Here is a 24,378-nt window from a genome sequence, read left to right as displayed (position 1 = left end):
CTTGTCAGGGTGATATGACAAGTGTATATTTGTATCCATAAGATAACATCGGAACCTTGATTTGTCGGTAGATCAGCCATACAAATGGTGGACAAATCCGACTTATTAATTGCTAGGAGGACCGCATGACCTATTTGAAAATAAATGCAGATACTCCTGTTCATTTTACTGCGGCAGGTGAATTCATCTCAGAAACGCCATGGAAACATGTGGAGCGTGTTATGGGGAACTTCGAACTAATCATTGGCGTGAACGAAACGGTATATTTGAGTGAGCAAAACAAACAATTTGAAGTAGGCCCTGACGAAGCCCTTTTGCTTATGCCTAATCGCACGCACGTCGGCTATAGAGAATCACGACCCGGGGTTAAGTTTTATTGGTTTCATTTCGAGCTGAAAAGCGAGGGTTTATTGCTGAGTGAGGAGGAAATGAAGCCTGAGGCGGAAGAAATCTTTTCGCGCACACAGCGCTTATGGTCCGTACATGATCTATATCTACCACAGTTCATAAAGATCGAGCACAGTGACCGGATTCATATCCTGGCGAATCAAATCCTCCATGTGGCTAACTCAGGATATTTGACCTATTCCAGTGTTAATTATTTGTTGACCTCACTCTTAATTGAGCTATCTGAGCATGCGCTTCAGCCGTTCGCCAGTAAGCTAATCCGTGCGCAACAAGATGTCACCTTTGTAAAAATAGCCGAGTGGACAAGAATACATGCAAGTGAACCTCTTACGGTGGCAATCATCGCGGAGAAATTCAATTACAACAAGGATTATTTAGCTCGGCTATTTAAACAACATACCTCGATGGGGCCCTTGGAGTATATTCATTCAGTACGTGTGACTAAAGCGAAGGAGCTGCTAACCAGAACCGCCCTCAGCGTGAGGGAAATCGCGACAGAGACGGGGTTCACCGATGATAAATATTTCATGCGCCTCTTCCGAAAATACGAAAACATGACACCGACCCAATATCGCAACGCCTATCATAAGACGTTTATGAATAATGATTGAAGTAAAAAACTGCGGCAGGCTTCAACGTTTTGAAAAGAGTTTGAAACAACACTCCGTCCGCGGAGCCCCCTCGCCATGGGTTGAAGAAGGGGGAAGCGGATCCTCCGATAGATAATCAGGGAATTTCTCCCTAAAAAATCTGATATTCTGTTCATTTGTCTAGTGATTAGGGAATATCTCCCTAAAATTCGACCAATTTGTTAAAAAGTATAGATATTACCCTGATTTTAGGGAAAAATTCCCTAATTACTCTCAAGAAAAGAAGCTGCCTCTAAGTAGCATTCACTACTTTTGAGACAGCCCCTTCTCTAACTTACATTCTCTATATTATTGAATCGTTTGCGAAGAAGAATTCCATCGCCAGCGCGGAGTCGATCCTTGCAGATGCACCCCTCCATACCATTCATCGATTCCTTTTTTCTGAACCCAGTCTTCATTTCCAGCCAATACACTTTTGCCTAGCTCGGTTAATGCAAGCTCGCAGTCTTTGAATGGCATTACTGGATCGTTATAACCAGGAAAATCATTGAACCCATGGGTTTGCAGCAAAGGGTACGGGCGTTGTGCCATCTGTCTTAGAATATGCCAATATTGCAAATCGCCCATGCCTAGTATATGAAGCTTATCTCCCACATTTTTGAACAACCCGTAAGGGGAATTCATTCCAGCATGAATCATCTCCAGAGTCATCTGTTCAACAATACCAAGTCCATTAGAGGTCGATGGGAACCGAGATAAATGCGCTATGAAGGCGTCATGTGCAAATGGCAATGCGGATGTATCCTTAGTTAGTAGCTGTTGTAATGATTCTGGATTCGGTGATACATAGGCTTCCCAGAGTTCTTGGCCTACCTTTAGCTCCTTGTCGCCGATTAACTTCCACGTTCCTGATAAAGTCTCCATTTGCTCTACAGATAGTTGTCCAAGTCCTCGAAACAGCTCAATGCCGGGATATTCTCCAATACACAATAAACTCAGCTTCGTGGATCCCTTCTTCTGCTTGGAGAACCAATGGAGCAAATAGCACAGCATCGTCTGATCGAATAGATCATGCTCGAACCATAATACAACTTCATCATATTTATGAAAATCAGCTAAGATCTTTTCCTGTTCCTTACTGATCTGTATAAATTCCTTCTGCGGAATCCCCATCGTTTGTTCTAAATAATGCGCTCTTACTAAGCGGTTATTCTGTTCCCCAGGCTCTAAAAAGACCTGACCATGAGAGTAGACCTCTCTCCATACTAGTACATCACCTTTCACGATTCCTTGCCGCAGCTTCTCTCCCACTACATCTCCATTTACAATATGAAGCACACCTTTTCCACCTTCGTACAAATGATTGAACACGGAGAGGACATCCGCAACAGGTAGCGCACCCTTAAGCTTGCGGCGAGCATCAAAGAGTCGTTTCTTCAATACCGGGACTGAAGTCCCCAGAAAGTCAGCAATCTCTTGAAGGGAATATCCCTGAAAATAATATAATTGAACGGCGATCCGCATATTGGATGTCAATGCAGCTATAGACTCGTGAAGTAGTCGTCGCGCTTCTTTTTTCTCAATAATGTCCGCCACACTAAATGAAGATTCTGTCGCTTGCGCAGCTTCATCGTAGGGTAATGCAGGATGCTGCTTTCTTCGCAAGATACGATAACATTGCCGCACCACAATAGCTTTAAACCAGCCCGGGAATGCCTCTATTGCTCGTAATTTATTCAAATGCAAAAAGGCTTCTGTGAAAGCTTCCTGCACAGCATCTTCCGCTAATTGGTAATCGTGGAGCTTTTCATACGCAACTGCATTCGCCATTGGTGTAAAATGCCTAACGATCTGTTCAAAAGCTTGTCGGTCTCCTTGTTTAGCCTCTTCGATATACTGAAGCATTTTCTCCCCCGCTCCCTTCTTCCGTATTATATACAAGTGCCAATGAAGTTCCTAAAGGTTACGGATGGGATTGAAAAGTCAGACGTTATTTATTTTTTCCTATTACATCCTTTGCAACCTCTAGAGCTGAAGAGGCTCGCGGCCAACCTACATAAAAAGAAAGGTGGGTGATGGCCTCCACGATTTCTTCAAGTTGTAAGCCGTTCTCTAAAGCCAAGCGCAGATGATAGGGGAGTTGTTCCGTCATGCCTCCTATCACCAAAGCAGAAATCGTAATCATGCTACGATCCCGAAGTGATAATTGCTCCCGTCTCCATAAGTCCCCAAATAACACATTTTCCGAGTAGTCGACGAATGCTGGAGCAAACTCCCCTAACGATTCCCGTACATTTGTGACGATTTTCCGATGCGCCATATTACACCTCCCTAACCGGAGGTTGTAGCATTTGAGCAACACCGTTACCAAACGACCAATCTTCGAATTCCGTGTCGACGAGCACAATGAATATATCTTCTTTTCTGATGTTTAGCGTCATCGATAATTCCTCGGCTAACATCGCGTAAAAGCTTGTTTTCTGCTCCGTCGATCTTCCGGATTTTAGCGTAACTTGGATATATATCAGTCCGTCGCTTCGTTCAATATTTAAATAATCTTTACTATAAAAAAACTCCCCCGCTTTATGCGCATGAAAAACCTGAAACATATCATCATCCGGTACATGGAAATGCTGAATTAACGCACTCATAATCGCTCTGCATATTCCCTCTAGCTGATGAATGTCGTATTGTTGCTCCAAATAACTGACTCTAATGAATGGCAAATTAATTCACTCCTTCTTTGGAATTCTTTTATTGTACTCTCAGTATTTTGATTTATATAATTGAATAAGATAATAATCTTAATCAATTATACCGATAGAGGTGACAATCGATGGATCTAAAAGAACTGATGGCTTTTAAGACCATCCTTCAAGAAGGCACTTTCTCACGTGCTGCCGAAAAGTTGAATTATGCGCAGTCTACCATTACCAACCAAATTCAACGACTTGAAAAAGAACTGGGCATACAACTCTTTCACAGAGGCTGGGAAGTAGAACTGACAAGTGCTGGGCAAGTTTTTGCAGCGGAAATCGATAACCTTATTCAACATTGGAACTATGTATCAGAACTCACCAAGGCTTTACAGCATGACGAAATTGGCACACTCCATATCGGAGGCATTGAATCCATGATGGAATCCGTCCTACCGAACGCCTTGGGAAAGTTTCATGAGCAAAAACCCAAAATGGAATGTAACTTCATTCAGGGTAACACTGATTCGCTCTCACAACTTGTTCTACAAAGTGAACTGGATTTCGCCATCTGCGGTGAGCCGTCCGACCTGTCTTTCTTTTATTTCGAACCGCTCTATCACGAGAAAATCGCTTTTATAGTAGATCACAATCATCCTTTAAGCGGACGAGACAATATTTCATTTCGAGAAATTCTTGAATATCCAATTATAGCTGGAGGACACACTTGCTTATATTATCTTCGGTTAGCTAAGCAATTTTCGAGATTGGAATCAAAGCCCACTCTATCCACCATAAGTCAAATTTCTGCTATTCCTCATTTTATAAGAAAGAACCCTGGGGTGGGGGTAGTGCTTGATTCGACAGCTTTAATGACAGATATCGTAAAAATCGATGTTGAACTAAGCGAGCCGTTCATTCAAGTTGGTATATTGCAGCGGCGCAACCGAGAATATCTAGCAACATCATCAAAAAAACTATTCATACAAATCATAAAAGAGGAAATTGAGAGGATTAGTAACGCTAATCCTACGCTCCACATTTGAACCTCAAGCTAGTTCCATATATGATAGCTATATCATTGTTCTCAGGGAGGATTCACCCAAGTGGCTGTATTAATTAACGAACAAATTAGAGCATCCGAAGTAGTACTTACTGGACTTAGAGGTGAGAAGCTGGGGATTGTGTCCAGAGAAGAGGCGCTGGCCATGGCTCGTTCAGCAGGTGCTGATCTGGTATGCACCTCACTAATGAGCAGCCCACCGCCCTGCAGCCTAACTGCAAAGGGCAAAGCAAAAGCGGCCGCGCAGAAAGAAGCAGCCTCAGCACGCAAGGCTAGTGGTGGCTCAGCAGCAAAGGGCGGCAGCAAGGAGAAGGTCAAAGAGCTCCGCTTCACGGCTCATATTGAAGAGCATGACTACGATACGAAGCTCCGTCAGGCTGAGAAGCATCTCCGCTCCGGCAAGCCGGTGCAATTAGTCGTGAAGGCATCCGGCGCCAAAGAAGCGGCTGCCTCCAAGGCCGTATTGGAGCGACTAGTGACTGACTTGAAGGAAGTTGGAACGAAGGACACTGGCATCCAGACAGGTGGTAAAGGGTCACAGGTGAAAATAAATCCACGTTGAAGAGTGGCCTATTCGCTCCGATCATATAGAGCTAGTAAAAAGGCCATCCTCTGTGGGATGGCCTTTCACTTCATAGGCAATGTTCTTACTCACTCTTAAGCATTCACTTTAAACATGATTGCCCATTAATCCCCTCGGGCGATAGTTCATGCCGCCAGCATAAAGGTGGGAAACATCTCCTAGTCCAATACATCTAGGAACCGCAAAGTTCTCGCTGCGCTCTTCAAACAAGATCGTCGTTACCGAGCTTGGCGCTAACCAAAATACGGACCAAGCCAAAGCTAAAGGAATCTGTAATAAATGAGCTAGCCATGCGAGGCCAAAGCCACCATGGCATACTACTCCAATCTTCTTGGTAGAAGGCTCAAGGATCCGATACAGGCCATCTTCTCTTTTATAATGGTGTCGAAGTAAGAATTGATCTGACGCCGCTTGTAATTCGCTGAACCGCAATCTGTATTCCTCTTGCTTCAACCAATGATCTGTTTCATCAGACCATACTCTCTTTCCACTCGATAGTTCGCTAATATGTTCTCCGGGGCTATCCCAAATAGACGACAATTGTCCATCTAACATAATCTCTGTCCAATCCAGTTCACAAGTCCAAGGTTCTGTCTGAATTACAAGTCCCGTCTCTTTGGCCACATAACTGGCTGTGGTCTGTGCTCTACCCAGTGGTGAAGCATATAGTTCATCCAGACCGATAGATGCCATGCGTTTTCCTAGTGCTGCTGCTTCAAGATGCCCGAATTCCGTTAGACCATCTATGGAATAGTCCGGATCACCATGACGAATCAGAAATATTTGCATAACAATGCCCTACTCCCCTCAAATCCAGCCTTTTTCCTCTGCCAGTCGTACCGCCTCAATTCGACTTTTCACTTCCAGCTTATTGAGTATTTCAGAAATATAATTGCGAACAGTTCCATAAGAAAGGTGTAGCGAAAAAGCGATCTCCGCCGCCGTTTGCCCTTCACCAGCCAACTTTAAAATCTCTCGTTCCCGTGCTGTTAGTGGATTTTCTTCCCGCAGGCTACCAAAAACTAACTCGGGGGATACCTCCCGATGTCCAGCCATTACACGGCGAATAGATTCAGCCAGCTTATCTACAGGCTCGTCCTTTAACAAATACCCTTGTATACCAGCCTTCACTCCACGCTCGAAATAGCCCGGACGGGCAAAGGTAGTCAAGATGATAATTCGAGTCGGACAACCTTTACTCCGCAATATTTCTGCAACCTCCAAACCGCTCTTGAACGGCATTTCAATGTCCATGAGACATACATCCGGCTGAAGCCTGTCGATTAAAGCTAACGCCTCAGCTCCATCACAAGCCTCTCCGACGACTTCGATATCATCCTCAAGATCCAGCAGGGATGCCATCGCTCCCCGAAGCAGACGTTGATCCTCCGCTATAACGATGGTTATCATGCACTCTCACCTCCTGTTGCTTCCTTAACGATTAGAGGGATCATAACGATCAGCGTAGTTCCCTGACCTTCTTCTGAGCTTAGCGACAGAGAGCCATCAATCAGGGATAGACGTTCCGCCATCCCCTTCATACCATTTCCATCACTAAGCTCACCATTACATCTCTCACCGTTCTGGAGGCCAATTCCGTTATCTTTAACGGTAACTCGAACTTCTCCGGCGGTCTTTGCCACCCCGATGAAGCATTTATCCGCTCTACTATGCTTCACAATGTTAGTCACCGCTTCTTTGATACAGAGGCTGAGAATATTTTGCGTCAGATCGGATACTCCCTCTAGCGAGATGTCCCCTTCCACTTCCAAGGCAATCTCCGCCGTGCGCAGCATTTCCCCGGTTTCTGCCAGTTCTTCTGCTACTGAGATCGCACGCATTTCCGACACTAGCTCGCGCACCTGACGGAGCGCAGCCCGCGAAGTACGCTGAATTTCCCGCGCCTCCTCTTGGGCTCGCTCCGTATTTTTGGTCACCAGCTTCTCTACGAGTTGGCTTTTTAATGTAATCAAGGACAGCGTATGCCCGAGGGTATCATGTAAATCACGAGCGATTCTCATGCGTTCCTCACGCTTCACCAACTCTTTAATCACCTCATTAGCTTGATCTAGCTCTTTCTCCAGCTTCTGATGTTGATGCATGGATCTTACGCCGAATGGCATAATCAGCATAATAACGATAAACGGGATTAAAAACATAATACTAACCCATTCCAACTCACGGCCTACTAAGACCAGCACCGAAAGTACCATAACCACAAAAGAAGTAAATGCAATTTTAAACCCTTTATTCTCCGTATAATAAGCTATAAAATTCACGGTGAAAAAGCCCATATACAGATTAAAGGGCGTATAAAACAAGCTAAGCACCACGATGATCACCATTTGAGTCGTTAACCAAACATTAAACACGCCACCCCGAACCCAATACAGCTGGCGATAGCTGATGGCAAACACCGCTATCATAATCCCACCTAGAATGAGCTTCATTCCAGTCTCCCCGCGCAAATTCAGGATGGGCAAAATCAGATAAACAGCCCATACATAAGGGAAAAACCCCTGACTTCTCGGAAATAACTGGAACTGTCCACGCTCGGTCATTACTTTACACCGCTTCCTGTTTTTTTCGAATATAAACCGATAGTAACATAAAAACTACCAAATATCCGAGCAAAATCAAGACATTACTCCAATGTGGGGCTGAACCACGTACAATCTCCCACGCCCCATTTCCATAGTTATAAGAAGGTAACCAATGACCAATCTTCTGCATTAAACGTGGTAAAATCTCAATTGGCATCCACATGCCCCCCGCTACAGCAAGCGCCATATAAATCACGTTACTGACTCCACTAGCCGTATCCACCCGTTTCATAGCACCTACAAGCGTACCAATCGCCAAAAATGGAAGGGAACCGATCAGAATCCATAGCCCACTAAGCACCCATTGACCCGCAGATAAGGAGACACCATTGATTAAATATCCTGCGGCAAAAATACAAATGACCGAAAACAGATGCATCATCGTTTGCCCGAACATTTTTCCGAAGAAATAGACGGAACCCGGTAGCGGGGTAATCCGAATAAAGGTAGTCCAGCCTTGTGTTCGTTCTTGCACTAAACGGATGCCAAGCGTCATGATCGCAGAGCCCATTACACTAAAGGTTGCCATCGACATTAAGTAGTGAGCGCGCCACGTCGGATCATCGTTACCTGTATTAACCACGCGGGTGAAGATGAAATAGAACATAATGGGCATGAGCAATGACCAGAATACGTAATAAGGATTACGGATGATCCTCAGCATCTCGGCTTTACACTGTACAGTAATTAATCTCATCTTTAGATAGCCTCCTCTTGGTTCATGGTCAATTGTTCAAAAGCGTCATCCAAACGTCCCTGATCTATACGAACATCCTTCACGGGAAGTCCAGTAACAAAAATCGCTCGCAGCGCTTCATCCGTATCGTCTGTCGTCACATGAATTCGACCTTCTTTTTCATAACAACCCTCAATAGCGGTTAGTTCCAGCAGGCTCCTGCGTAATTTTGATCGATCACCTATTGGTAAAAAGGACAGCGAACGCTTCACAATCCGCGATTTAATCTCATCTGGACTTCCGTCTGCAACTAAATGGCCTTTGCTAAACAACAGAATACGATCCGCAATATCTTCAGCTTCCTGTAAGTAATGTGTCGTGAACACAATCGTCTTGCCCTGCTCCGCAAGTCCACGAACCGTATCCCAGAACCGCCGACGGGAAGTAATATCAAGTCCAACCGTAGGTTCATCGAAAAAGATCAGCTCTGGATCACCAGCCAGGGCCAGCGCGAAGCCTAGACTACGCTTTTGACCGCCCGAGAGCTTCTCGGCGTATCTATTCAGATCCGCTGGCGCAAGCCCTGTAGCTTTAATTAGAAACTCCATATCCATCGGCTGTGGATAATAGCTACGGATCAGAGCAATGATCTCCCGAACCTTCAGCCGATCCATCACACTTACCTCTTGCAGCATCGCACCGGTCTTTTCACGTACCATTTTATCTTTTGGATGTTGTCCAAATATTTTCACTGTACCTTCAGTGGGCTCTAATAGCCCCAATAACATTCCCAATGCCGTTGTTTTGCCTGCTCCGTTTGGTCCAAGAATAGCTGTAATCGAACCTTTGGCAATGTTGAAGCTGATATTATCTACTGCTTTCTTATCCTTATATAATTTGCTAACTCCATTCATCTCAATAACACTGTCCATTTCGTAACCCCTCCGATTCCGAATGCGTTTGATCTATTTCAATCATATGGAAAAAGGAGACCTGACATTAGTATGGACTGTCATTTCTTTAAGATGACAACTGTCACCTTCATGCCTCAGGGTACGAAAAAGAGGTTGCCCTTCCCGTAGTTTTAACTACGAATAGGGCAACCTCTTTAATCGAAAATACTAGATTACCTCTTAAAGAATCCTTTTCCGAGAAGGAATTCCTTCATATGCATTCGCGCTGGCTGTGCCAACCGTTCTGCCATAATCACAGACCAAGGTGTATCCTTGGCACCATGAGTCCGCTCACGCATATAGTCTGAAGAGACTTTATCGTAAGTCTTGACCTGCTTCACTGTCGTTTCGGCATTGTAGCGATTGCGATGTAGAACAGCCTCTAATGGCAGACGCGGACGCAGGCTTGTGGCTCCATCAGGATAGCCCACACACATTCCAAATATCGGATAAACCAATTCGGGCAGTCCAAGCAGCTCAGAAACCTCCGCGATCCGGTTACGGATTCCGCCGATATAAACAATCCCGAGCCCAAGCGATTCCGCAGCTACAGCAGCATTCTGAGCAGCAAGCGCAACATCAACGGTAGCTACAATAAGGTTCTCCGCAGAATCCTCATACGATGTCTCTCCCTGCAAATGAGGTTTTGTCACCTCACGCAACCGATACAGATCCGCGCACCAGACCAAGAAGACTGGGCATTGTTCTATATAAGCCTGATTACCCGATAATCCGGCAAGCTCTGCTTTTATAGCCGGGTCAGTCACTGCAATAACACTATAGGCTTGTACACTGCTGGAAGTCGAAGCCATTTGGCCTGCTTCAATAATAGCTGCAAGCTGCTCTTCACTTACTGGCTTATCCTGATACTTGCGGACAGATGCATGGTTCATTAATAGAGATATTGTCTCGTTGTTTTCTTGCACAGCGGCCACTCCTTACATAGTTAGGTTTCTCTTAAAGCTTTACCCGCTGCAAACGAAGTGCATTCAAGACGACGGACACAGAACTGAATGCCATCGCAGCTCCAGCTAGCCATGGAGCTAGAAATCCGAGTGCAGCAATCGGTATACCTATTGTATTGTATGCAAGTGCCCAGAACAAATTCTGCTTAATATTACTCATCGTTTTACGGCTCATCATAATGGCATCGGGTATGCTCTTCAGATCTCCCCGCATCAGTGTAATATCTGCAGCCTCCATTGCTACATCCGTCCCTGTACCAATCGCCATGCCCGTATCTGCAGTAGCCAGTGCAGGAGCATCATTGATGCCATCCCCAACCATAGCTACCTTTGTCCCATTCCGCTGCAGCTTACGAACTTCCTCCGCTTTGCCTTCTGGCAGAACCTCTGCTAACACTTTTCGAATACCTGCTTGCTTCGCAATAGCTTCTGCGGTGATTTTATTGTCACCTGTAATCATAATGACCTCTATGCCCATCGCATGAAGCGCAGCTACAGCTGCTTTTGAGGTTGGTTTAATCGTATCCGCTACAGCGACAATCCCGGCAATCTCATCGCCCACCGCTACAAGCATAGCTGTCTTTCCTGCCTCTTCCAGTCTCTTCATGACTGAGGTCCACTCTGTGATGTCCAATTGATGATCTTCCATCATACGCCGTGTACCCACCCTAACTTGTTGATCGGAGACAACAGCCATAATTCCCCGTCCAGGTACATTATCAAACTGTTCAGCGGTGGGTAAGATCAAACCTCTGTCAGCGGCTCCTGCAACGATAGCTTCCGCAAGCGGATGTTCTGATAATTTCTCGGCTGCCGCAGTTAAAGCTAATAGACGATTCTCTGCACTTTCTTTACCATAAGCGGCAATTCCAGTGGTAGTCACGATATCAGTCAGCATGGGCTTACCATTTGTAACCGTACCTGTCTTATCCAAAACAACGATCTTAATCCCTTGTGCGCCTTCTAAATGCTCACCACCCTTGAACAGAATACCAAGCTCTGCAGCGCGGCCTGATCCCGCCATAATGGAGGTCGGTGTTGCAAGACCTAACGCACATGGACAGGCGATTACGAGCACCGCAATAGCTTTTTCAAGGGCATCGGCAAATTGACCAGGTGCTGCCCAGAAGTACCAGACCAAGAAAGTGATCATCGCAATGCCTACAACAATCGGTACAAAAATACCTGAGATGACATCCGCGATCCGCTGGATCGGCGCTTTGGAGCCTTGGGCCTCCTCCACTACTCTAATGATTTGAGCGAGTGCAGTGTCTCTTCCTACTTTGTTGGCTTTGATTCTTAAGATCCCATTCTTATTTAATGTAGCACCGATAACAGTATCTCCAGGTTTTTTCTCTACAGGAATACTTTCTCCGGTCAACATAGACTCGTCCACAGAAGAGGAACCCTCTACTACCTCACCATCCACCGGCACCTTTGTTCCGGGCTTCACCAATACAATATCACCAGGAATCACTTCATCTGTAGAGATATTCATTTCTTTGCCATCGCGGATCACGAGAGCCGTCTTTGCCTGAAGCCCCATTAAGCTCTTAATGGCGTCAGAGGAACGTCCTTTTGCTAGCGCCTCGAACCATTTACCAACGAGGATGAGCGTGATGAGTACAGCACTCGTCTCATAATACATTTCAATGTCATGATTCATTCCCTTCATACTTAATGAATCAATCGTCAGATAAAGACTGTAGAAATACGCTGCTGATGTCCCCAGTACGACCAACACATCCATATTGGCACTTCCGTTACGAAGTGCTTTATACGCGCCTACGTAGAACTGCCAACCGATGATAAACTGTACGGGGGTCGCCAGAACAAGCTGAAACCAAGGATTCATAAATAACTCCGGTGTTGGAATCCAGCTTGTGAATGAAAAATGACCTGCCATCGCCCATAACAATGGGAAAGAAAGAATAGCAGAAATGATCCACTTCCACTTCTTATGCTGAATTTCCTGTACACGACGATCCACATGATCCTTGCGGTCTTCTTTAAGAGTAGCTTTATATCCGATATTGCTTACCTTCTCCATGATCTCTCTTGGACTAATATTACCGGGAGTATATTCTACATGTGCCGTTTCCAGCGCTAAATTCACATTCACTGCTGCGATCCCCGGCGTACGACTCAACACTTTTTCGATCCGCGCCGAGCATGCAGCGCAGGTCATGCCTGATATATCAAAATCCGCGGTCTCTTTGACGGTATCATAACCAAGAGCGCGGATTTTATCTTCAATTTGTGGTAACCCTGATACAGAAGGATCAAATCCGACAGTGGCTTGTTCCAAGGCCAAATTTACATTTGCGCGAGAAACACCCTCCATCCGGGACAAACCTTTCTCAATTCGAGCTGCACAAGCAGAACAGGTCATGCCTGTAATCTGTACGGTCGCTTGCTGTTCATTGGGTGAAGCTGTTATTTTTAACTTATCCATGATTCCAAAGCCTCCTCATACCCCTATAGAGTATGATAATTTCTATAAAAAGAAAAGGCATTGGAGCTTATGGCATTCCCATACAGCTCCAAGCCTTATTACTGTGCTTCAAATTAAACTACATCATACCCTTGCTCTTCAATAGCTTCTTTAATAGTTCCAAGGCTCACCTTGTTCTCATCATACTCAACGGAAACTTTTTTAGCAGCAAGATCAACTTTAGCAGTAGCTCCAAGATTACCTACAGCCTTCTCTACAGAGTTGACACAGTGACCACAAGACATTCCTTCAACGTTTAATGTAGCGTTCGACATTATAATTACCTCCAGTAAATGTTATGAAGCCATGCTCAAGGAGCATTAGCTTATTATTTCATTAATTTGTTAACCGTAATTAGCAGCTCATCGATAACCTCATGTTCACCGGCTTCGATTCGTTCAATAATACAACTCTTCATATGCCCTTCCAGCAGCATCTTACCAACACCGTTTAGTGCCGCTTGAACCGCTGCGAGCTGATTGAGCACATCGTCACAATAAGTATCCCGCTCTATCATACCCTTTATCCCGCGGATCTGGCCTTCAATCCGGTTAAGGCGAGTATTCAAACCATTTTTGAAATCTGTCGAATGATGACTCATTCGTTCTCCAGATGCTGAAGAATGACAGTCAGCTTCGCAGGATTTCTCAGTTTGTTCTTGCTTACTAGTAGACATAAGAATCAGCCTCCTTGCCAATAATATAATATACCCCCGTAGGGTATGTCAAGAGGCGTTCTTTATTTCCTATCCCCCAAATCCCATTTTTTCAAGCATAAACGCCTTCGGTGTCCTTATAAGGACGGTAAGCGTTTAAGCGAGAAATATAAGACATATAGTATTGTGTGAAACTTATACTTCTTATATTTGAAAAAAACTATTGCTACCCTATTCAAATTTGAATATAATAAATTTTGCTTCTAACCTATGAACATTTTTTGAACGGATTTATCACTATTAGAAAAAGGAGCCTGCGAAGCATGCATACTAAAGAAAGTAATCTTAAACTCGTAGTTATCGGCCTGCTGCTCGGTATTCTGATGTCCGCGATGGACAATACCATTGTAGCTTCAGCTATGGGAACCATTGTTTCCGACCTTGGCGGTCTGGACAAAATCGTATGGGTCACTTCGGCCTATATGGTCATGGTAATGGCTGGGACCCCTATCTTCGGCAAGCTCTCGGATATGTATGGACGTAAACGTTTCTTCATGTTCGGACTGATTGTATTCCTGATTGGCTCAGCACTGTGCGGTACTGCAACCAGTATTACACAACTAAGTATTTACCGGGCAATTCAAGGAATCGGCGGCGGTGCACTAATGCCTATCGCCTTCACCATCGTTTTCGACATTTACCCTCCTGAAAAAAGAGGAAAGCTGACCGGCCTTTTCGGTGCGGTCTTCGGAATTTCCAGTGTACTCGGACCATTATTGGGTGCATATATTACCGACTATGTAGGCTGGCAATGGGTATTCTACATTAACCTGCCGCTCGGAATTATTGCACTTTTTCTGATCGCAACTTCTTACAAAGAATCGATCTCTCACGCTAAACAGCGCATCGACTGGGGCGGAGCCTTCACTCTCGTCGGCGCCATTATCTGCCTAATGTTTGCGCTAGAACTGGGAGGCAATCAATACGCTTGGGATTCCAGTGTCATTCTCGGCTTATTCGCCGGCTTCGCTGTACTCTTGCTGGCATTCATCCTCATTGAGAGAGTGGCGGCTGAACCTGTTATCTCGTTCGCGATGTTCAGTAAACGGTTGTTTGCAACAAGTAGTGTGACAGCCTTGTTCTATGGCTCTGCCTTTATCGTAGCCACCATCTACATTCCTATCTTTGTACAGGGCGTATTTGGCGGCTCCGCTACGAACTCTGGACTGATCCTCATGCCGATGATGATCGGTACGGTCGTGGGCAGTCAGACCGGTGGGCTACTTACAACCAAAACCAGTTTCCGCAACATTATGATCCTATCCGCAGTCTGTTTTGTAGCAGGTGTCTACAGTCTAAGCACTTTATCACCAGATACCTCCCGTCTCATGCTTAATGTATTCATGGCCTTAACTGGATTCGGCGTGGGCTTCTCCTTCTCCGTGCTAAGCATGGCAGCTATCCATAATTTCGATATGCGCCAACGCGGTTCGGCAACTTCAACAAGTACCTTTATGCGCTCGCTTGGGATGACGCTGGGGATTACGATCTTCGGTATTATTCAGCGTAACAACTTCACTAGCAGCATTAGCGAAGCTTTTGGCGGAAGTGAGCAGTCAGCAGCCTTCGGCGATCCACGGGCAGCCCTGACACCTGAAGCAAGAGCCAAGATTCCACCTGAAATTTTAGAGAAAATATCTAGTGCACTGTCCTCTTCAATCGCACATACCTTTATGTGGGCCATGATTCCTGCCGTCCTTGGTTTAGTCTTTGTGCTGCTTATGCCAAAAGACCGCCTCACCATTCCGAGTAAAACTGCTCAGGCGTCCGAGGGTAAAAGGTAACGATTATGTCGATGAAATTGGCTATTCTCGGACTATTGCTTGAACGAAACATGCATCCCTATGAAATTACACTAGTCATGAAAGAGCGCTCCATGGACCGGATTACAAAGCTCCAGCTTGGGTCTCTCTACTATGCTGTCGATAAACTTGCACAAGATGGTTATATCGAAGCTTTAGAAGTGATTAGCAGCAGTGATCGCCCTGACAAAACCATTTACGGTATTACTGAGCAAGGTAAAAATTTATTCGAGCAGTTAATTCTACAGCAAATTAAAAAGAACGAGCCCTTCTATCATCCGATGTATATGGCTCTAGCCATGTCCCGTCATGTTGATCAAAACAAGGTGGAGAAGCTGCTCGAAGAACGTATTCGGGAAACCGAACATCAGGTGAATCTGGCTTATCAGGTATATGAAGAACATATTCCTATTGTTCCTCGTTCCGCCCTTCATCTCATGTACGGCACCTATGAACACACCCTTATTGAACTAAAATGGCTACAACGTCTCTATGATGATGTTGTAGCACGCAAGTTGAATGACATTGGAACACCACTTAATACAGAGTAGAGTCCTTAGGACCTCTACTCTTTTTTTTCGCTTTTGCAGAGACAATAAATACCACACTAGAATCTAAGCGTGTACAATATGTACGTGTACGCAATCATATTTTCCTAGGAGGAATCACAATGTTGAGAACGCTGCCTTTAAACAAGCGCGGTATACCAGCCAGCCGTATTGCTCTAGGTTGTATGGGATTTGGTGGAGGCTGGGATCATGAACCGATTACCGCCGAGAATGTTAAGCAAGGACATGCAGCCTTCGACGCAGCACTATCTATTGGTATCAATATGTTTGATCACGCAGATATTTATACCCGTGGTAAAGCCGAGAAGGTATTCGGTCAAATCTTTAAAGAACGCCCAGGACTCCGCGAAGAAATCATTATTCAATCGAAGTGCGGTATTAAGCTAATGGAGCCTGGAGACAGCTCTAATGTCTTTGACTTCTCAAGCCAGCATATTCTAAGCAGTGTAGATGGAATATTGTCGCGACTAGGAACGGAATATATTGATATTCTGCTGCTCCATCGGCCTGACCCCCTAATGGATCCAGAGGAAGTAGCTTCTGCTTTGCATCAATTAAAGGCAACAGGTAAAGTTCGTCATTTCGGCGTTTCCAATATGAGCGCAGCGCAGATCAAAATGCTGCAAGCCTATTGCGAGGAACCTTTTATCGTAAACCAGCTACACATGAGCCTAGCCAAGCTCAGCTGGGTCGATGCTGGAATCAGTGTAAACCGTGAACCTTGGAAGGATATTACCTTTCCCGAAGGAACCCTTGAACATTGTCGAATGGAGAACATTCAGCTTCAAGCTTGGGGCCCACTCGCACAAGGCTTATTTAGTGGACGTTCATTAGAGGATCAACCAGAGAATATGGTCCAAACAGCTGCCATGGTTAAACAACTTGCAGATGAAAAAGGAACAACACCCGAAGCCATAGTGCTATCCTGGCTAATGACACATCCGGCAGCTATTCAGCCTGTGATTGGGACTGTGAATCCGCAGCGCATCGCTGCCTGCGCCGATGCAGACAAGCTGGAGCTTACTCGAAAAGAATGGTATGACCTATATGTTAGTTCACGTGGTACTCGTCTTCCCTAACTGAGCCCACAATTAAACTCGCAAGAATTCTAATAGCCTAATCGTGCCTCTCGCATGATTAGGCTATTTTTAATACATTCCCCTCCTATGCATCGTTCTCTATTGCGAATAAAAATAGATATCAAGCGATAAACCGAGATAAATAGAGATAAATTAACATTTTTGTTCTTTATAGAGCACAAACGAGACTTATTGACAGTTTTCTTTTCAATTTATTCCATGTATTATTCATTACAGAAGTTGTTCTCAATAAAGAACAACAATAACGAACCAAAGAAACTCAAGACATTGAGGGGAGGTATTCCTCTGAGACCCAGATCAGCAAAAAGAAGACCTAAACGAAAGAAACAAATCGGATTACGTGTTCTGCAATCAGGAATGGCTGTCTCCGTCTTGTTTCTGACTACCTCGCAGCAAGTGGGTAGTACCTATGGTGGTTTTGGAGCTACTACGCAAACCACTAGCACAATTAGCTTTTGCGAAGTATTTCCAAACTCGATCAAGGGGCTTCTAACAGAACTCAAAGATCATATCGAAAGAGCTACTGCTTTAAAAGGATCGCTGCAAAGCTATACCCCTTCAGGCAGTCTCTCAGACGTTTCGGGAATAGAAGGCATGACGCTGGATGAGCTTGATGTCGCAGCGCAAGAGATTTCCACACAAATCTCCGCGCTTCAATCTCAAATCGATGGCGTGAATGAGCAACTGGCCACCAACAGCCAAATTTGGAACGAAATCAATGGTGAGCTGAACGCAGCAGCAGCCGTCCTATTCCAGATTGGAGGATATATGACCTCTCTAGATTCAAACTGTCTAGAAATCAAGGATGAACAATTCTTCAGAGAGCTGCAAAGCAGCCTGAATCAAAGCGGTGTAATCTCTGAATCCCTGAATGCTTCCTTAAAGGGAGTCATCCAATATCTAAACTCCATACACGACATCGGGCTTCCATTTGCTTCGGTAGTGACCAGTGATGTATATGGACAACCCGAGTTACGCAACGAGGCGTTTCAGCAGCCGTTACCTTTCCTGATTCCTTTTAGTCAGCCGGCCGGCAATATCTCTAGCGAACTTACCTCCACTTATGAAAATCTCAATACTGAAATGAATGGTCTTAAAGAATCGGCTACTTCAGGAATCAGCAATCTTCAGAGTCAGCTCCAATTGATCAGTCAAACCCGTGAACAACAATTGGAAGCACTTGAGAAAGCCCGACTAGAGGCGCTGGAACAAACGAAGAAAGAAGAAGAACGCTTGGCACTGGAGAAAAAAGAAAAGCAAGAAGCTGAGGACAAAGCGAAAGCTGAAGCTGAGGAGAAAGCAAAAACGGAAGTGACTCCACCGAAAGGTGAAGCTACTCCAGAGAACATAAATAATGAACAGCCTGAAGCCCCAGCCACTAACCCGGTCGTTCCGGAAATTGGTGAAGAGCTAACGATTCCAAAAGATGTACCACAGCAAGCGGTTCCTCAGGAGGCGCCAAAAGCGGAAGATACAACCACTTCCCCACCGGTAGCAACACCAGCCCCTTCGGACCCTCAACAAGTTAAAGGTGGCGAATAATATGCGGATTAAAAAAATGGTCAACAATACATTATCGAGCATCATGCTTGTGATATTCATTCTGCTGGTGGTAGCCGTAGTTTTATCAAAGGCCTCCGGCGGTGAACCTGCCTTCTTCGGATACCAGATCAAATCGGTACTCTCAGGTTCGATGGAACCAGGGATTCAAACCGGATCGATTGTCGCTTTAAAACCCGGAGGAGATATGAATCGCTTCAAAAAAGGCGATGTGATCACCTTTAGAAATGAAGAAAACCTGCTCATTACTCACCGTGTTGTAGAAGCAACAATGAATAACGCTACCGGTGAAGCCATGTATCGCACGAAAGGTGATAACAATGATGCACCTGATATGAACCCTACCAGTTCCACGAATGTTGTAGCTGAGTATACCGGGGTCACCGTACCTTATGTAGGTTACGCTATGAATTTCGCAGTTTCCAAAGCTGGAAGTGTTGTGCTCATGATCGTACCAGGCTTGATGCTCCTGCTCTATGCCCTGTATTCATCATGGAAGGCTGTAGCTGCACTCGAAAAGAAAAATGCTGCTATACTTCCCACCTCTCCACCTCCAACTGAAATACAGTAATCCGTTGATTGTCCGCTTCCGCTTACGAACCGGAAGTTACAATATATAACTTTTATAAAAAAACCACAAAAACCGAGGAGGAATTTTAATTATGGGTATCAAAAAAACATTGGGTCTTGGCGTAGCATCTGCAGCACTGGGTTTATCATTGATTGGTGGAGGAACTTTCGCTTACTTTAGCGACACTGCACAAAGCACCGCTACATTCGCAGCAGGTACACTGGATTTGAACTCTGATCCTTCTGTTATCGTTGATTTGAAGGATCTGAAGCCAGGCGATACGATCAAAAGAGACTTCAAACTAAAAAATGACGGTACACTTGATATCGGTTCGATCCTCCTCAAAACAGCTACCTCTATTAATGATGTAGGTGGTAACAACGGCGCTAACGATTTGGCAAAATCCATCAAAGTTAAATTCCTGGTGAATAAAGATAAAAGCGGCATCTTACCTGGTAGTGAAGAGAAAGTAGTTTGGGAAACTACCCTAGCCGATTTGAAGACTCAGACACCGGATCTCGTAAAAAATACTGGACTTGATGCAATCTGGGGTACTAGCGAAGCATCTGGAATTAAGGCCGGCACAAATGATAGCTTCACCGTTCAATTCGAATTTGTTGATAACGGCCAAGAGCAAAACTACTTCCAAAAAGATTCATTAACTCTGACTTGGGATTTCGTAGGTAAGCAAACTGCTGGATCCGCTAAATAATCTAATAAGTCTTCCATTCGAAGAGCAGCAGATTCTTATTCCGGAAGCGGATAAGTAGATGCTGCTCTTCTCTTTACAATAAACTTTGTCGAATTTATCGATATTTGCTATACTAATAACAAAAATTACGGAGGGGCGTCAGCATAGTGGCACAAAATATGGGCCAACGTATCCAGCATCTCCGCCTAGAAAAGGGGTTATCCCTATCTGAGCTTGCGGACAGAGCGGATGTTGCTAAATCGTATCTTAGCAATGTGGAGAGAAACATCCAATCCAATCCTTCAATCCAGTTTATCGAAAAGATCGCCGATGCGCTTCAGGTATCCATCCACGCTTTGCTCTATGGAGAACCTAATGATGCTGAGGAGTCACCTTTAGATTCGGAATGGTTCCGATTGGTGCAGGAAGCTATGGCCTCAGGCATAAGCAAACGCGAATTCAAGGAGTTTCTGGACTACCAGAAATGGCGCCTTGATCATAAGGATTAATATTCCACCTGACCTGATAAGATCCTCTTCTACTCATACTATTAAACATAAGCGCCTTCGCCTCCTAACATGGACTGCGAAGGCGTTTGAATTCTAGCAGAATATAAGGACCAAGTCTGAAACTTATAGATTCTTATATAAAGAAAAAGAGCACAGCGAGTTATCGCTGTGCTCTTTTGATATCTAATGCTCTGAATGTATTACTGCACGGCTTGCACAGTCTTCTCATGAAAGAAGCGACGAATTTCATCTGCCTTTATGCCAGCCTTCTTAGCTGCTAATAATAAATGGACCCACTCTACGTCTAGATCAATGACCTGCTGTTCTCTGTTGCTTCCCTGGTTGGACTTGTCCAAAAAATCTCCTCCTAAGATTTTAGTCCCCAGGCAATCCGGCTGTCATAGTATTTCTACCTTAGACCCGCGACTTTGTGCCCCTGCCTTTCGGCAGGTTTACCTTTTACTGGACCCTTTACACGAAAGGATCTACTTTGAATATATGAAAATCGCTAACTGCAATAACATTATACTATACTAAAGTGGAAAAGTGTGTCGATTTCTGATTAGTTTTTCCATTAAAAAACAAAAAATAGAAGCTCTTTTGTGCGATATCTTGTCCTTTTAACACGATACTCGTCCTATTCATAAAATTAATTAAGCCGATAGAATGATACTTCCTTCCCTATTAGTTAAAAATAAGGATATTAGAATCATTTTAGTGGGCCTTAGGAATGGGTAATGAGAAGAAACAGCGTTCTTTTCATTAGAACAAGCTAACCCATACCATTTTGCGAACGTATTGGACGAAAGAATGAATTGATTACACGTGTGGAAAGTAGCACAATAAGATGAGAAATGAAACCGCAATCATCACAGCTCCAGTAAGCGTTGACACAAAATGTCACGTATGGAGTTCATCCGTTAAGGAGGATGTATTCATGGCAGCCAAAGAGCCCTATAACGAATCCATTTGGAGTAAGTATTACGGACCCAATTTAGGCTACATTCAAGAAAGATATGAACAGTTTGTGAAAGATCCTTCCACCGTAGAGAATAATTATCGCGAGCTTTTTACAAATTCGGGTCCCCCACCCCTAACACCGGATAGCGAACCGGCTCCACAGCCTCGCATTTCGGGAGACACCGAATGGCTTAGAAAGGCAGTAAGAGCTTCCAAGCTAATCGCTAATATTCGTATATATGGCCATATGGCCGCTGATATTGATCCGCTTGAGCGCGATCACAATCCCATGGCTAAATATCTTGAACTCGAAACCTATGAGCTGACTCGTGAGGATCTGCTCGCACTACCTGCCACGCTCATTTGGGAGAATGCGCCGAATGATGTGCATACCGGATGGGATGCAGTTCAGCGTATGCGTCAGGCTTACACCAAGACAATCGCCTATGAATTCGGGCATGTGCATGAAGAACAAGAACTGAAATGGTTGAACAGACAGGCAGAATCCACAAGCTCACCAGCGCCTTTAAATAATGCAGAACGTAAAGAGCTGCTAAACCGCCTGATCCAAGTAGAGCAATTCGAAACCTTCCTTCACAAAACCTTTGTGGGTCAGAAGCGTTTCAGTTTGGAAGGCAATGACGCTCTCGTACCGATGCTGGATGAAATCGTACGCGCTGCTGCGCATGACGGCGCAGAGCATATTCTGATGGGCATGGCGCATCGTGGTCGCCTCAACGTTCTTGCACATATTTTGGGCAAACCTTATGACATTATATTTTCAGAGTTTCATCATTCTCCGAACAAGGAGCTTTTCCCTTCCGAAGGCTCTACAGGCATTAACTATGGCTGGACGGGTGATGTGAAATACCATCTGGGTGCAGACCGCGCTGTCCGTGAAGGAGAAACGGTACGCACAAGAATAACACTAGCGAATAACCCAAGTCACTTGGAATTCGTCAATCCTGTCGTGGAAGGCTTCACTCGTGCTGCTCAAGAAGATCGGAGCACAGCCGGATTGCCGAAGATTGATACCAGTAAAGCTATGGCGGTACTGATGCATGGCGATGCTGCTTTTCCAGGTGAAGGGATTGTTGCAGAAACACTTAATATTGGCAAACTTCAAGGTTATCAGAATGGCGGGACGATCCATATCATTGTTAATAACCGGATCGGCTTTACGACAGAAAGCGAAGACTCCCGTTCAACGCATTATGCAAGTGACATCGCCAAAGGATATGAAATTCCAATTATCCATGTCAATGCTGATGATCCTGAGGCCTGTATATCAGCCGTTCGTTTAGCTAGTGCATATCGCAATCAATTCAAAAAGGATTTCGTTATTGATCTCATCGGCTATCGTCGTCATGGACATAACGAAATGGATGATCCTGAAACTACACAACCTATCGTGTACGGTAAGGTACGCAATCATCCAACCGTTTACAAGGTGTATGCGGAGCGGCTACAGCGTGAAAAAATTCTTACAGCTGAAGATGTACAAAAGATGCACGTTGAAACAGAAGGCGTATTGCAACGTGCGTACGATAGTATGAAGGAAGGCAATCACAAGAAAAAAGAACCAAAAGCCTTCATTCCTCTTCATACAGATCGCTCAGCGGCAGGCACTACAGCCGTACCGATCTCCAGTCTGCAAGAGATTAATCGTGAGCTACTGAGCGTACCTGATGGATTCCAAGTCTATCCGAAACTGGAGCGAATTCTGCAGCGTCGCAAGGACGCGCTGAATGAAGGTGAAAAGGTCGACTGGGCACTCGCTGAGTCCCTCGCCTTCGCAACCATCCTGAAGGATGGAACGCCAATTCGACTTAGCGGTCAGGATGCACAGCGCGGCACCTTCGCACACCGCCATCTGGTGCTGCACGACAGCAAGACAGGAGAATTATTCTCTCCGCTTCATCAGCTAAGTAATTCTCGCGCTTCCTTTGGCGTATATAACAGTCCGCTATCTGAAGCTTCTGTGCTAGGCTTTGAGTATGGTTATAATGTGTTCGCACCAGAAACCTTCGTCATCTGGGAAGCACAATATGGCGACTTCGCCAATGCAGGTCAGGTTATATTTGATCAGTTCATTGCCGCTGGACGTGCGAAATGGACGCAGCGCAGCAATCTCGTCGTCATGTTACCGCATGGCTACGAGGGACAGGGACCCGAGCATTCCAGTGGTAGATTGGAACGCTTCCTACAGTTATCCGCGGAAGAGAACTGGACCGTTGCTAACTTGACCACTGCTTCTCAATATTTCCATGTCTTGCGACGCCAAGCTGCTTTATGTGGACAGGAAGACGCTAAACCACTGGTGATTATGACGCCGAAGAGTCTCATTCGTAATCCGCGCAGCACATCTGCCGGAACTGAGCTCGCTTCCGGACAATTCCAGCCTGTGCTAGCAGAGCCCCTGCTAGGCCAGAAGCCTGGTGAGGTCAAACGTCTAGTAGTCTGCAGCGGTAAAGTAGCTATCGACATCCAAACAGAGCTAGAAGCTGCTTCAGACAAAGATTGGTCATGGCTACATGTACTGCGCCTTGAGCAACTCTATCCGTTCCCAGAACATGAACTGAGTGCTCACTTAAGCTCCTTCACATCCCTTCAGGAAATTGTCTGGGTGCAAGAAGAGCCGAAGAATATGGGCGGGTGGAGTTATACCGAACCTCGGTTACGGGCCATCGCACCGCAAAACACTAGCGTGAGATATATCGGACGTCCTGAACGTTCCAGTCCTGCGAGTGGTTATGCAGATGTTCATAGCTTTGAACAGCGTAGAATTGTTTCAGAGGCCCTAAAAGCAAATTCACAAGTACAAACAGCTGTACCGTCCTCTTAAGAGGACGGTATCACAATAGCGTAAA

At 45.1% G+C, this 24,378-nt stretch carries 24 protein-coding genes and 1 riboswitch; of the genes, 11 read left to right on the top strand and 13 right to left on the bottom strand.

Annotated elements, in window-relative coordinates; all coding sequences use genetic code 11:
• Window positions 1-125 precede the first annotated feature (125 nt).
• Complete coding sequence (locus tag MKX41_RS26640; protein ID WP_340973847.1) at window positions 126-1,019, top strand: helix-turn-helix transcriptional regulator; 894 nt, start codon at window positions 126-128, stop codon at window positions 1,017-1,019.
• A 327-nt stretch (window positions 1,020-1,346) separates the two neighbouring features.
• On the opposite strand, the gene MKX41_RS26635 is transcribed toward MKX41_RS26640, so the two are convergent.
• The 3 genes from MKX41_RS26635 to MKX41_RS26625 all read right to left on the bottom strand — a co-directional run bounded on the left by MKX41_RS26635 (window position 1,347) and on the right by MKX41_RS26625 (window position 3,724).
• Window positions 1,347-2,903, bottom strand: a complete 1,557-nt coding sequence (locus tag MKX41_RS26635; RefSeq protein WP_340973846.1) for a sigma-70 family RNA polymerase sigma factor — start codon at window positions 2,901-2,903, stop codon at window positions 1,347-1,349.
• 85 nt (window positions 2,904-2,988) lie between these two features.
• A complete protein-coding gene (locus MKX41_RS26630) occupies window positions 2,989-3,318 on the bottom strand; it encodes a carboxymuconolactone decarboxylase family protein (RefSeq protein ID WP_340973844.1) in 330 nt (109 codons plus the stop codon).
• 1 nt (window position 3,319) lies between these two features.
• Window positions 3,320-3,724: a tautomerase family protein gene (locus tag MKX41_RS26625; RefSeq protein ID WP_340973843.1), complete on the bottom strand. Its 405-nt coding sequence runs from the start codon at window positions 3,722-3,724 to the stop codon at window positions 3,320-3,322.
• A gap of 110 nt (window positions 3,725-3,834) precedes the next feature.
• On the opposite strand from MKX41_RS26625, the gene MKX41_RS26620 reads away from it, so the two are divergent.
• Complete coding sequence (locus tag MKX41_RS26620) at window positions 3,835-4,740, top strand: LysR family transcriptional regulator (protein ID WP_340973842.1); 906 nt, start codon at window positions 3,835-3,837, stop codon at window positions 4,738-4,740.
• Between the two features lie 60 nt (window positions 4,741-4,800).
• On the top strand, window positions 4,801-5,319 hold the full coding sequence (infC, locus tag MKX41_RS26615) for a translation initiation factor IF-3 (RefSeq protein ID WP_340973841.1): 519 nt from the start codon (window positions 4,801-4,803) through the stop codon (window positions 5,317-5,319).
• A gap of 108 nt (window positions 5,320-5,427) precedes the next feature.
• Here the strand turns inward: infC and MKX41_RS26610 are convergent, their stop codons facing one another.
• From MKX41_RS26610 to MKX41_RS26570, 9 genes are all read right to left on the bottom strand, one after another.
• Entirely contained in the window at window positions 5,428-6,129 is a 702-nt protein-coding gene (locus MKX41_RS26610) for a histidine phosphatase family protein (protein ID WP_340973840.1), read from the bottom strand.
• Window positions 6,130-6,147: 18 nt separating this feature from the next.
• Complete coding sequence (locus tag MKX41_RS26605; RefSeq protein WP_042184310.1) at window positions 6,148-6,750, bottom strand: response regulator transcription factor; 603 nt, start codon at window positions 6,748-6,750, stop codon at window positions 6,148-6,150.
• The gene (locus MKX41_RS26600) at window positions 6,747-7,901 is read right to left on the bottom strand and encodes a sensor histidine kinase (RefSeq protein WP_340973839.1); all 1,155 of its coding nucleotides are present in this window, start codon (window positions 7,899-7,901) and stop codon (window positions 6,747-6,749) included. Before MKX41_RS26600 ends, MKX41_RS26605 begins: the two co-directional genes overlap by 4 nt.
• A gap of 4 nt (window positions 7,902-7,905) precedes the next feature.
• A complete protein-coding gene (locus MKX41_RS26595) occupies window positions 7,906-8,640 on the bottom strand; it encodes an ABC transporter permease (RefSeq protein ID WP_042184306.1) in 735 nt (244 codons plus the stop codon).
• A gap of 2 nt (window positions 8,641-8,642) precedes the next feature.
• Window positions 8,643-9,551: an ABC transporter ATP-binding protein gene (locus MKX41_RS26590; RefSeq protein WP_042184304.1), complete on the bottom strand. Its 909-nt coding sequence runs from the start codon at window positions 9,549-9,551 to the stop codon at window positions 8,643-8,645.
• Window positions 9,552-9,745: 194 nt separating this feature from the next.
• Complete coding sequence (gene nfsA, locus MKX41_RS26585; RefSeq protein ID WP_340973837.1) at window positions 9,746-10,498, bottom strand: oxygen-insensitive NADPH nitroreductase; 753 nt, start codon at window positions 10,496-10,498, stop codon at window positions 9,746-9,748.
• A gap of 31 nt (window positions 10,499-10,529) precedes the next feature.
• The gene (locus MKX41_RS26580; RefSeq protein WP_339799899.1) at window positions 10,530-12,992 is read right to left on the bottom strand and encodes a heavy metal translocating P-type ATPase; all 2,463 of its coding nucleotides are present in this window, start codon (window positions 12,990-12,992) and stop codon (window positions 10,530-10,532) included.
• Between the two features lie 113 nt (window positions 12,993-13,105).
• Complete coding sequence (gene copZ, locus MKX41_RS26575) at window positions 13,106-13,306, bottom strand: copper chaperone CopZ (protein WP_339268345.1); 201 nt, start codon at window positions 13,304-13,306, stop codon at window positions 13,106-13,108.
• Window positions 13,307-13,359: 53 nt separating this feature from the next.
• A complete protein-coding gene (locus tag MKX41_RS26570) occupies window positions 13,360-13,632 on the bottom strand; it encodes a metal-sensitive transcriptional regulator (RefSeq protein ID WP_231573462.1) in 273 nt (90 codons plus the stop codon).
• 377 nt (window positions 13,633-14,009) lie between these two features.
• Here MKX41_RS26570 and MKX41_RS26565 point away from each other — a divergent pair, with 377 nt between their 5' ends.
• The 7 genes from MKX41_RS26565 to MKX41_RS26535 all read left to right on the top strand — a co-directional run bounded on the left by MKX41_RS26565 (window position 14,010) and on the right by MKX41_RS26535 (window position 20,548).
• Window positions 14,010-15,530, top strand: a complete 1,521-nt coding sequence (locus MKX41_RS26565; protein ID WP_340973836.1) for an MDR family MFS transporter — start codon at window positions 14,010-14,012, stop codon at window positions 15,528-15,530.
• A gap of 5 nt (window positions 15,531-15,535) precedes the next feature.
• The gene (locus tag MKX41_RS26560) at window positions 15,536-16,099 is read left to right on the top strand and encodes a PadR family transcriptional regulator (RefSeq protein ID WP_042184294.1); all 564 of its coding nucleotides are present in this window, start codon (window positions 15,536-15,538) and stop codon (window positions 16,097-16,099) included.
• A 119-nt stretch (window positions 16,100-16,218) separates the two neighbouring features.
• Window positions 16,219-17,196, top strand: a complete 978-nt coding sequence (locus tag MKX41_RS26555; RefSeq protein WP_340973834.1) for an aldo/keto reductase — start codon at window positions 16,219-16,221, stop codon at window positions 17,194-17,196.
• Between the two features lie 288 nt (window positions 17,197-17,484).
• Window positions 17,485-18,759: a hypothetical protein gene (locus tag MKX41_RS26550; protein WP_340973833.1), complete on the top strand. Its 1,275-nt coding sequence runs from the start codon at window positions 17,485-17,487 to the stop codon at window positions 18,757-18,759.
• Window position 18,760: 1 nt separating this feature from the next.
• Window positions 18,761-19,348, top strand: coding sequence for a signal peptidase I SipW (gene sipW, locus MKX41_RS26545; RefSeq protein WP_340973832.1), 588 nt, complete (start codon window positions 18,761-18,763; stop codon window positions 19,346-19,348).
• 91 nt (window positions 19,349-19,439) lie between these two features.
• Window positions 19,440-20,060 carry a TasA family protein gene (locus MKX41_RS26540; protein WP_076285138.1) on the top strand — a complete coding sequence of 207 codons (621 nt, stop codon included), beginning with the start codon at window positions 19,440-19,442 and terminating at the stop codon, window positions 20,058-20,060.
• 158 nt (window positions 20,061-20,218) lie between these two features.
• On the top strand, window positions 20,219-20,548 hold the full coding sequence (locus MKX41_RS26535) for a helix-turn-helix domain-containing protein (protein WP_340975100.1): 330 nt from the start codon (window positions 20,219-20,221) through the stop codon (window positions 20,546-20,548).
• Between the two features lie 200 nt (window positions 20,549-20,748).
• Here the strand turns inward: MKX41_RS26535 and MKX41_RS26530 are convergent, their stop codons facing one another.
• The gene (locus tag MKX41_RS26530) at window positions 20,749-20,904 is read right to left on the bottom strand and encodes an anti-repressor SinI family protein (RefSeq protein WP_231573373.1); all 156 of its coding nucleotides are present in this window, start codon (window positions 20,902-20,904) and stop codon (window positions 20,749-20,751) included.
• Between the two features lie 26 nt (window positions 20,905-20,930).
• A riboswitch (cyclic di-GMP riboswitch) is annotated at window positions 20,931-21,015 on the bottom strand.
• A gap of 470 nt (window positions 21,016-21,485) precedes the next feature.
• On the opposite strand from MKX41_RS26530, the gene MKX41_RS26525 reads away from it, so the two are divergent.
• Window positions 21,486-24,353: a 2-oxoglutarate dehydrogenase E1 component gene (locus MKX41_RS26525; RefSeq protein ID WP_042184285.1), complete on the top strand. Its 2,868-nt coding sequence runs from the start codon at window positions 21,486-21,488 to the stop codon at window positions 24,351-24,353.
• Window positions 24,354-24,378 lie beyond the last annotated feature (25 nt).

Source organism: Paenibacillus sp. FSL R5-0475, from assembly GCF_038004585.1.
Taxonomy (GTDB): domain Bacteria; phylum Bacillota; class Bacilli; order Paenibacillales; family Paenibacillaceae; genus Paenibacillus_AQ.
Note: the sequence above shows the minus strand (reverse complement) of the source record. Positions and strands in the feature narration are given on the sequence as shown.

Coding starts and splice junctions, on each gene's coding strand:
- MKX41_RS26595 (WP_042184306.1), bottom strand. CDS start 8,640: ATGAGATTAATTACTGTACAGTGTAAAGCCGAGATGCTGAGGATCATC.
- MKX41_RS26620 (WP_340973842.1), top strand. CDS start 3,835: ATGGATCTAAAAGAACTGATGGCTTTTAAGACCATCCTTCAAGAAGGC.
- MKX41_RS26610 (WP_340973840.1), bottom strand. CDS start 6,129: ATGCAAATATTTCTGATTCGTCATGGTGATCCGGACTATTCCATAGAT.
- MKX41_RS26525 (WP_042184285.1), top strand. CDS start 21,486: ATGGCAGCCAAAGAGCCCTATAACGAATCCATTTGGAGTAAGTATTAC.
- MKX41_RS26565 (WP_340973836.1), top strand. CDS start 14,010: ATGCATACTAAAGAAAGTAATCTTAAACTCGTAGTTATCGGCCTGCTG.
- MKX41_RS26535 (WP_340975100.1), top strand. CDS start 20,219: ATGGGCCAACGTATCCAGCATCTCCGCCTAGAAAAGGGGTTATCCCTA.
- sipW (WP_340973832.1), top strand. CDS start 18,761: ATGCGGATTAAAAAAATGGTCAACAATACATTATCGAGCATCATGCTT.
- MKX41_RS26640 (WP_340973847.1), top strand. CDS start 126: ATGACCTATTTGAAAATAAATGCAGATACTCCTGTTCATTTTACTGCG.
- MKX41_RS26580 (WP_339799899.1), bottom strand. CDS start 12,992: ATGGATAAGTTAAAAATAACAGCTTCACCCAATGAACAGCAAGCGACC.
- MKX41_RS26635 (WP_340973846.1), bottom strand. CDS start 2,903: ATGCTTCAGTATATCGAAGAGGCTAAACAAGGAGACCGACAAGCTTTT.
- MKX41_RS26590 (WP_042184304.1), bottom strand. CDS start 9,551: ATGGACAGTGTTATTGAGATGAATGGAGTTAGCAAATTATATAAGGAT.
- MKX41_RS26630 (WP_340973844.1), bottom strand. CDS start 3,318: ATGGCGCATCGGAAAATCGTCACAAATGTACGGGAATCGTTAGGGGAG.
- copZ (WP_339268345.1), bottom strand. CDS start 13,306: ATGTCGAACGCTACATTAAACGTTGAAGGAATGTCTTGTGGTCACTGT.
- MKX41_RS26540 (WP_076285138.1), top strand. CDS start 19,440: ATGGGTATCAAAAAAACATTGGGTCTTGGCGTAGCATCTGCAGCACTG.
- MKX41_RS26600 (WP_340973839.1), bottom strand. CDS start 7,901: ATGACCGAGCGTGGACAGTTCCAGTTATTTCCGAGAAGTCAGGGGTTT.
- MKX41_RS26555 (WP_340973834.1), top strand. CDS start 16,219: ATGTTGAGAACGCTGCCTTTAAACAAGCGCGGTATACCAGCCAGCCGT.
- MKX41_RS26605 (WP_042184310.1), bottom strand. CDS start 6,750: ATGATAACCATCGTTATAGCGGAGGATCAACGTCTGCTTCGGGGAGCG.
- MKX41_RS26560 (WP_042184294.1), top strand. CDS start 15,536: ATGTCGATGAAATTGGCTATTCTCGGACTATTGCTTGAACGAAACATG.
- MKX41_RS26570 (WP_231573462.1), bottom strand. CDS start 13,632: ATGAGTCATCATTCGACAGATTTCAAAAATGGTTTGAATACTCGCCTT.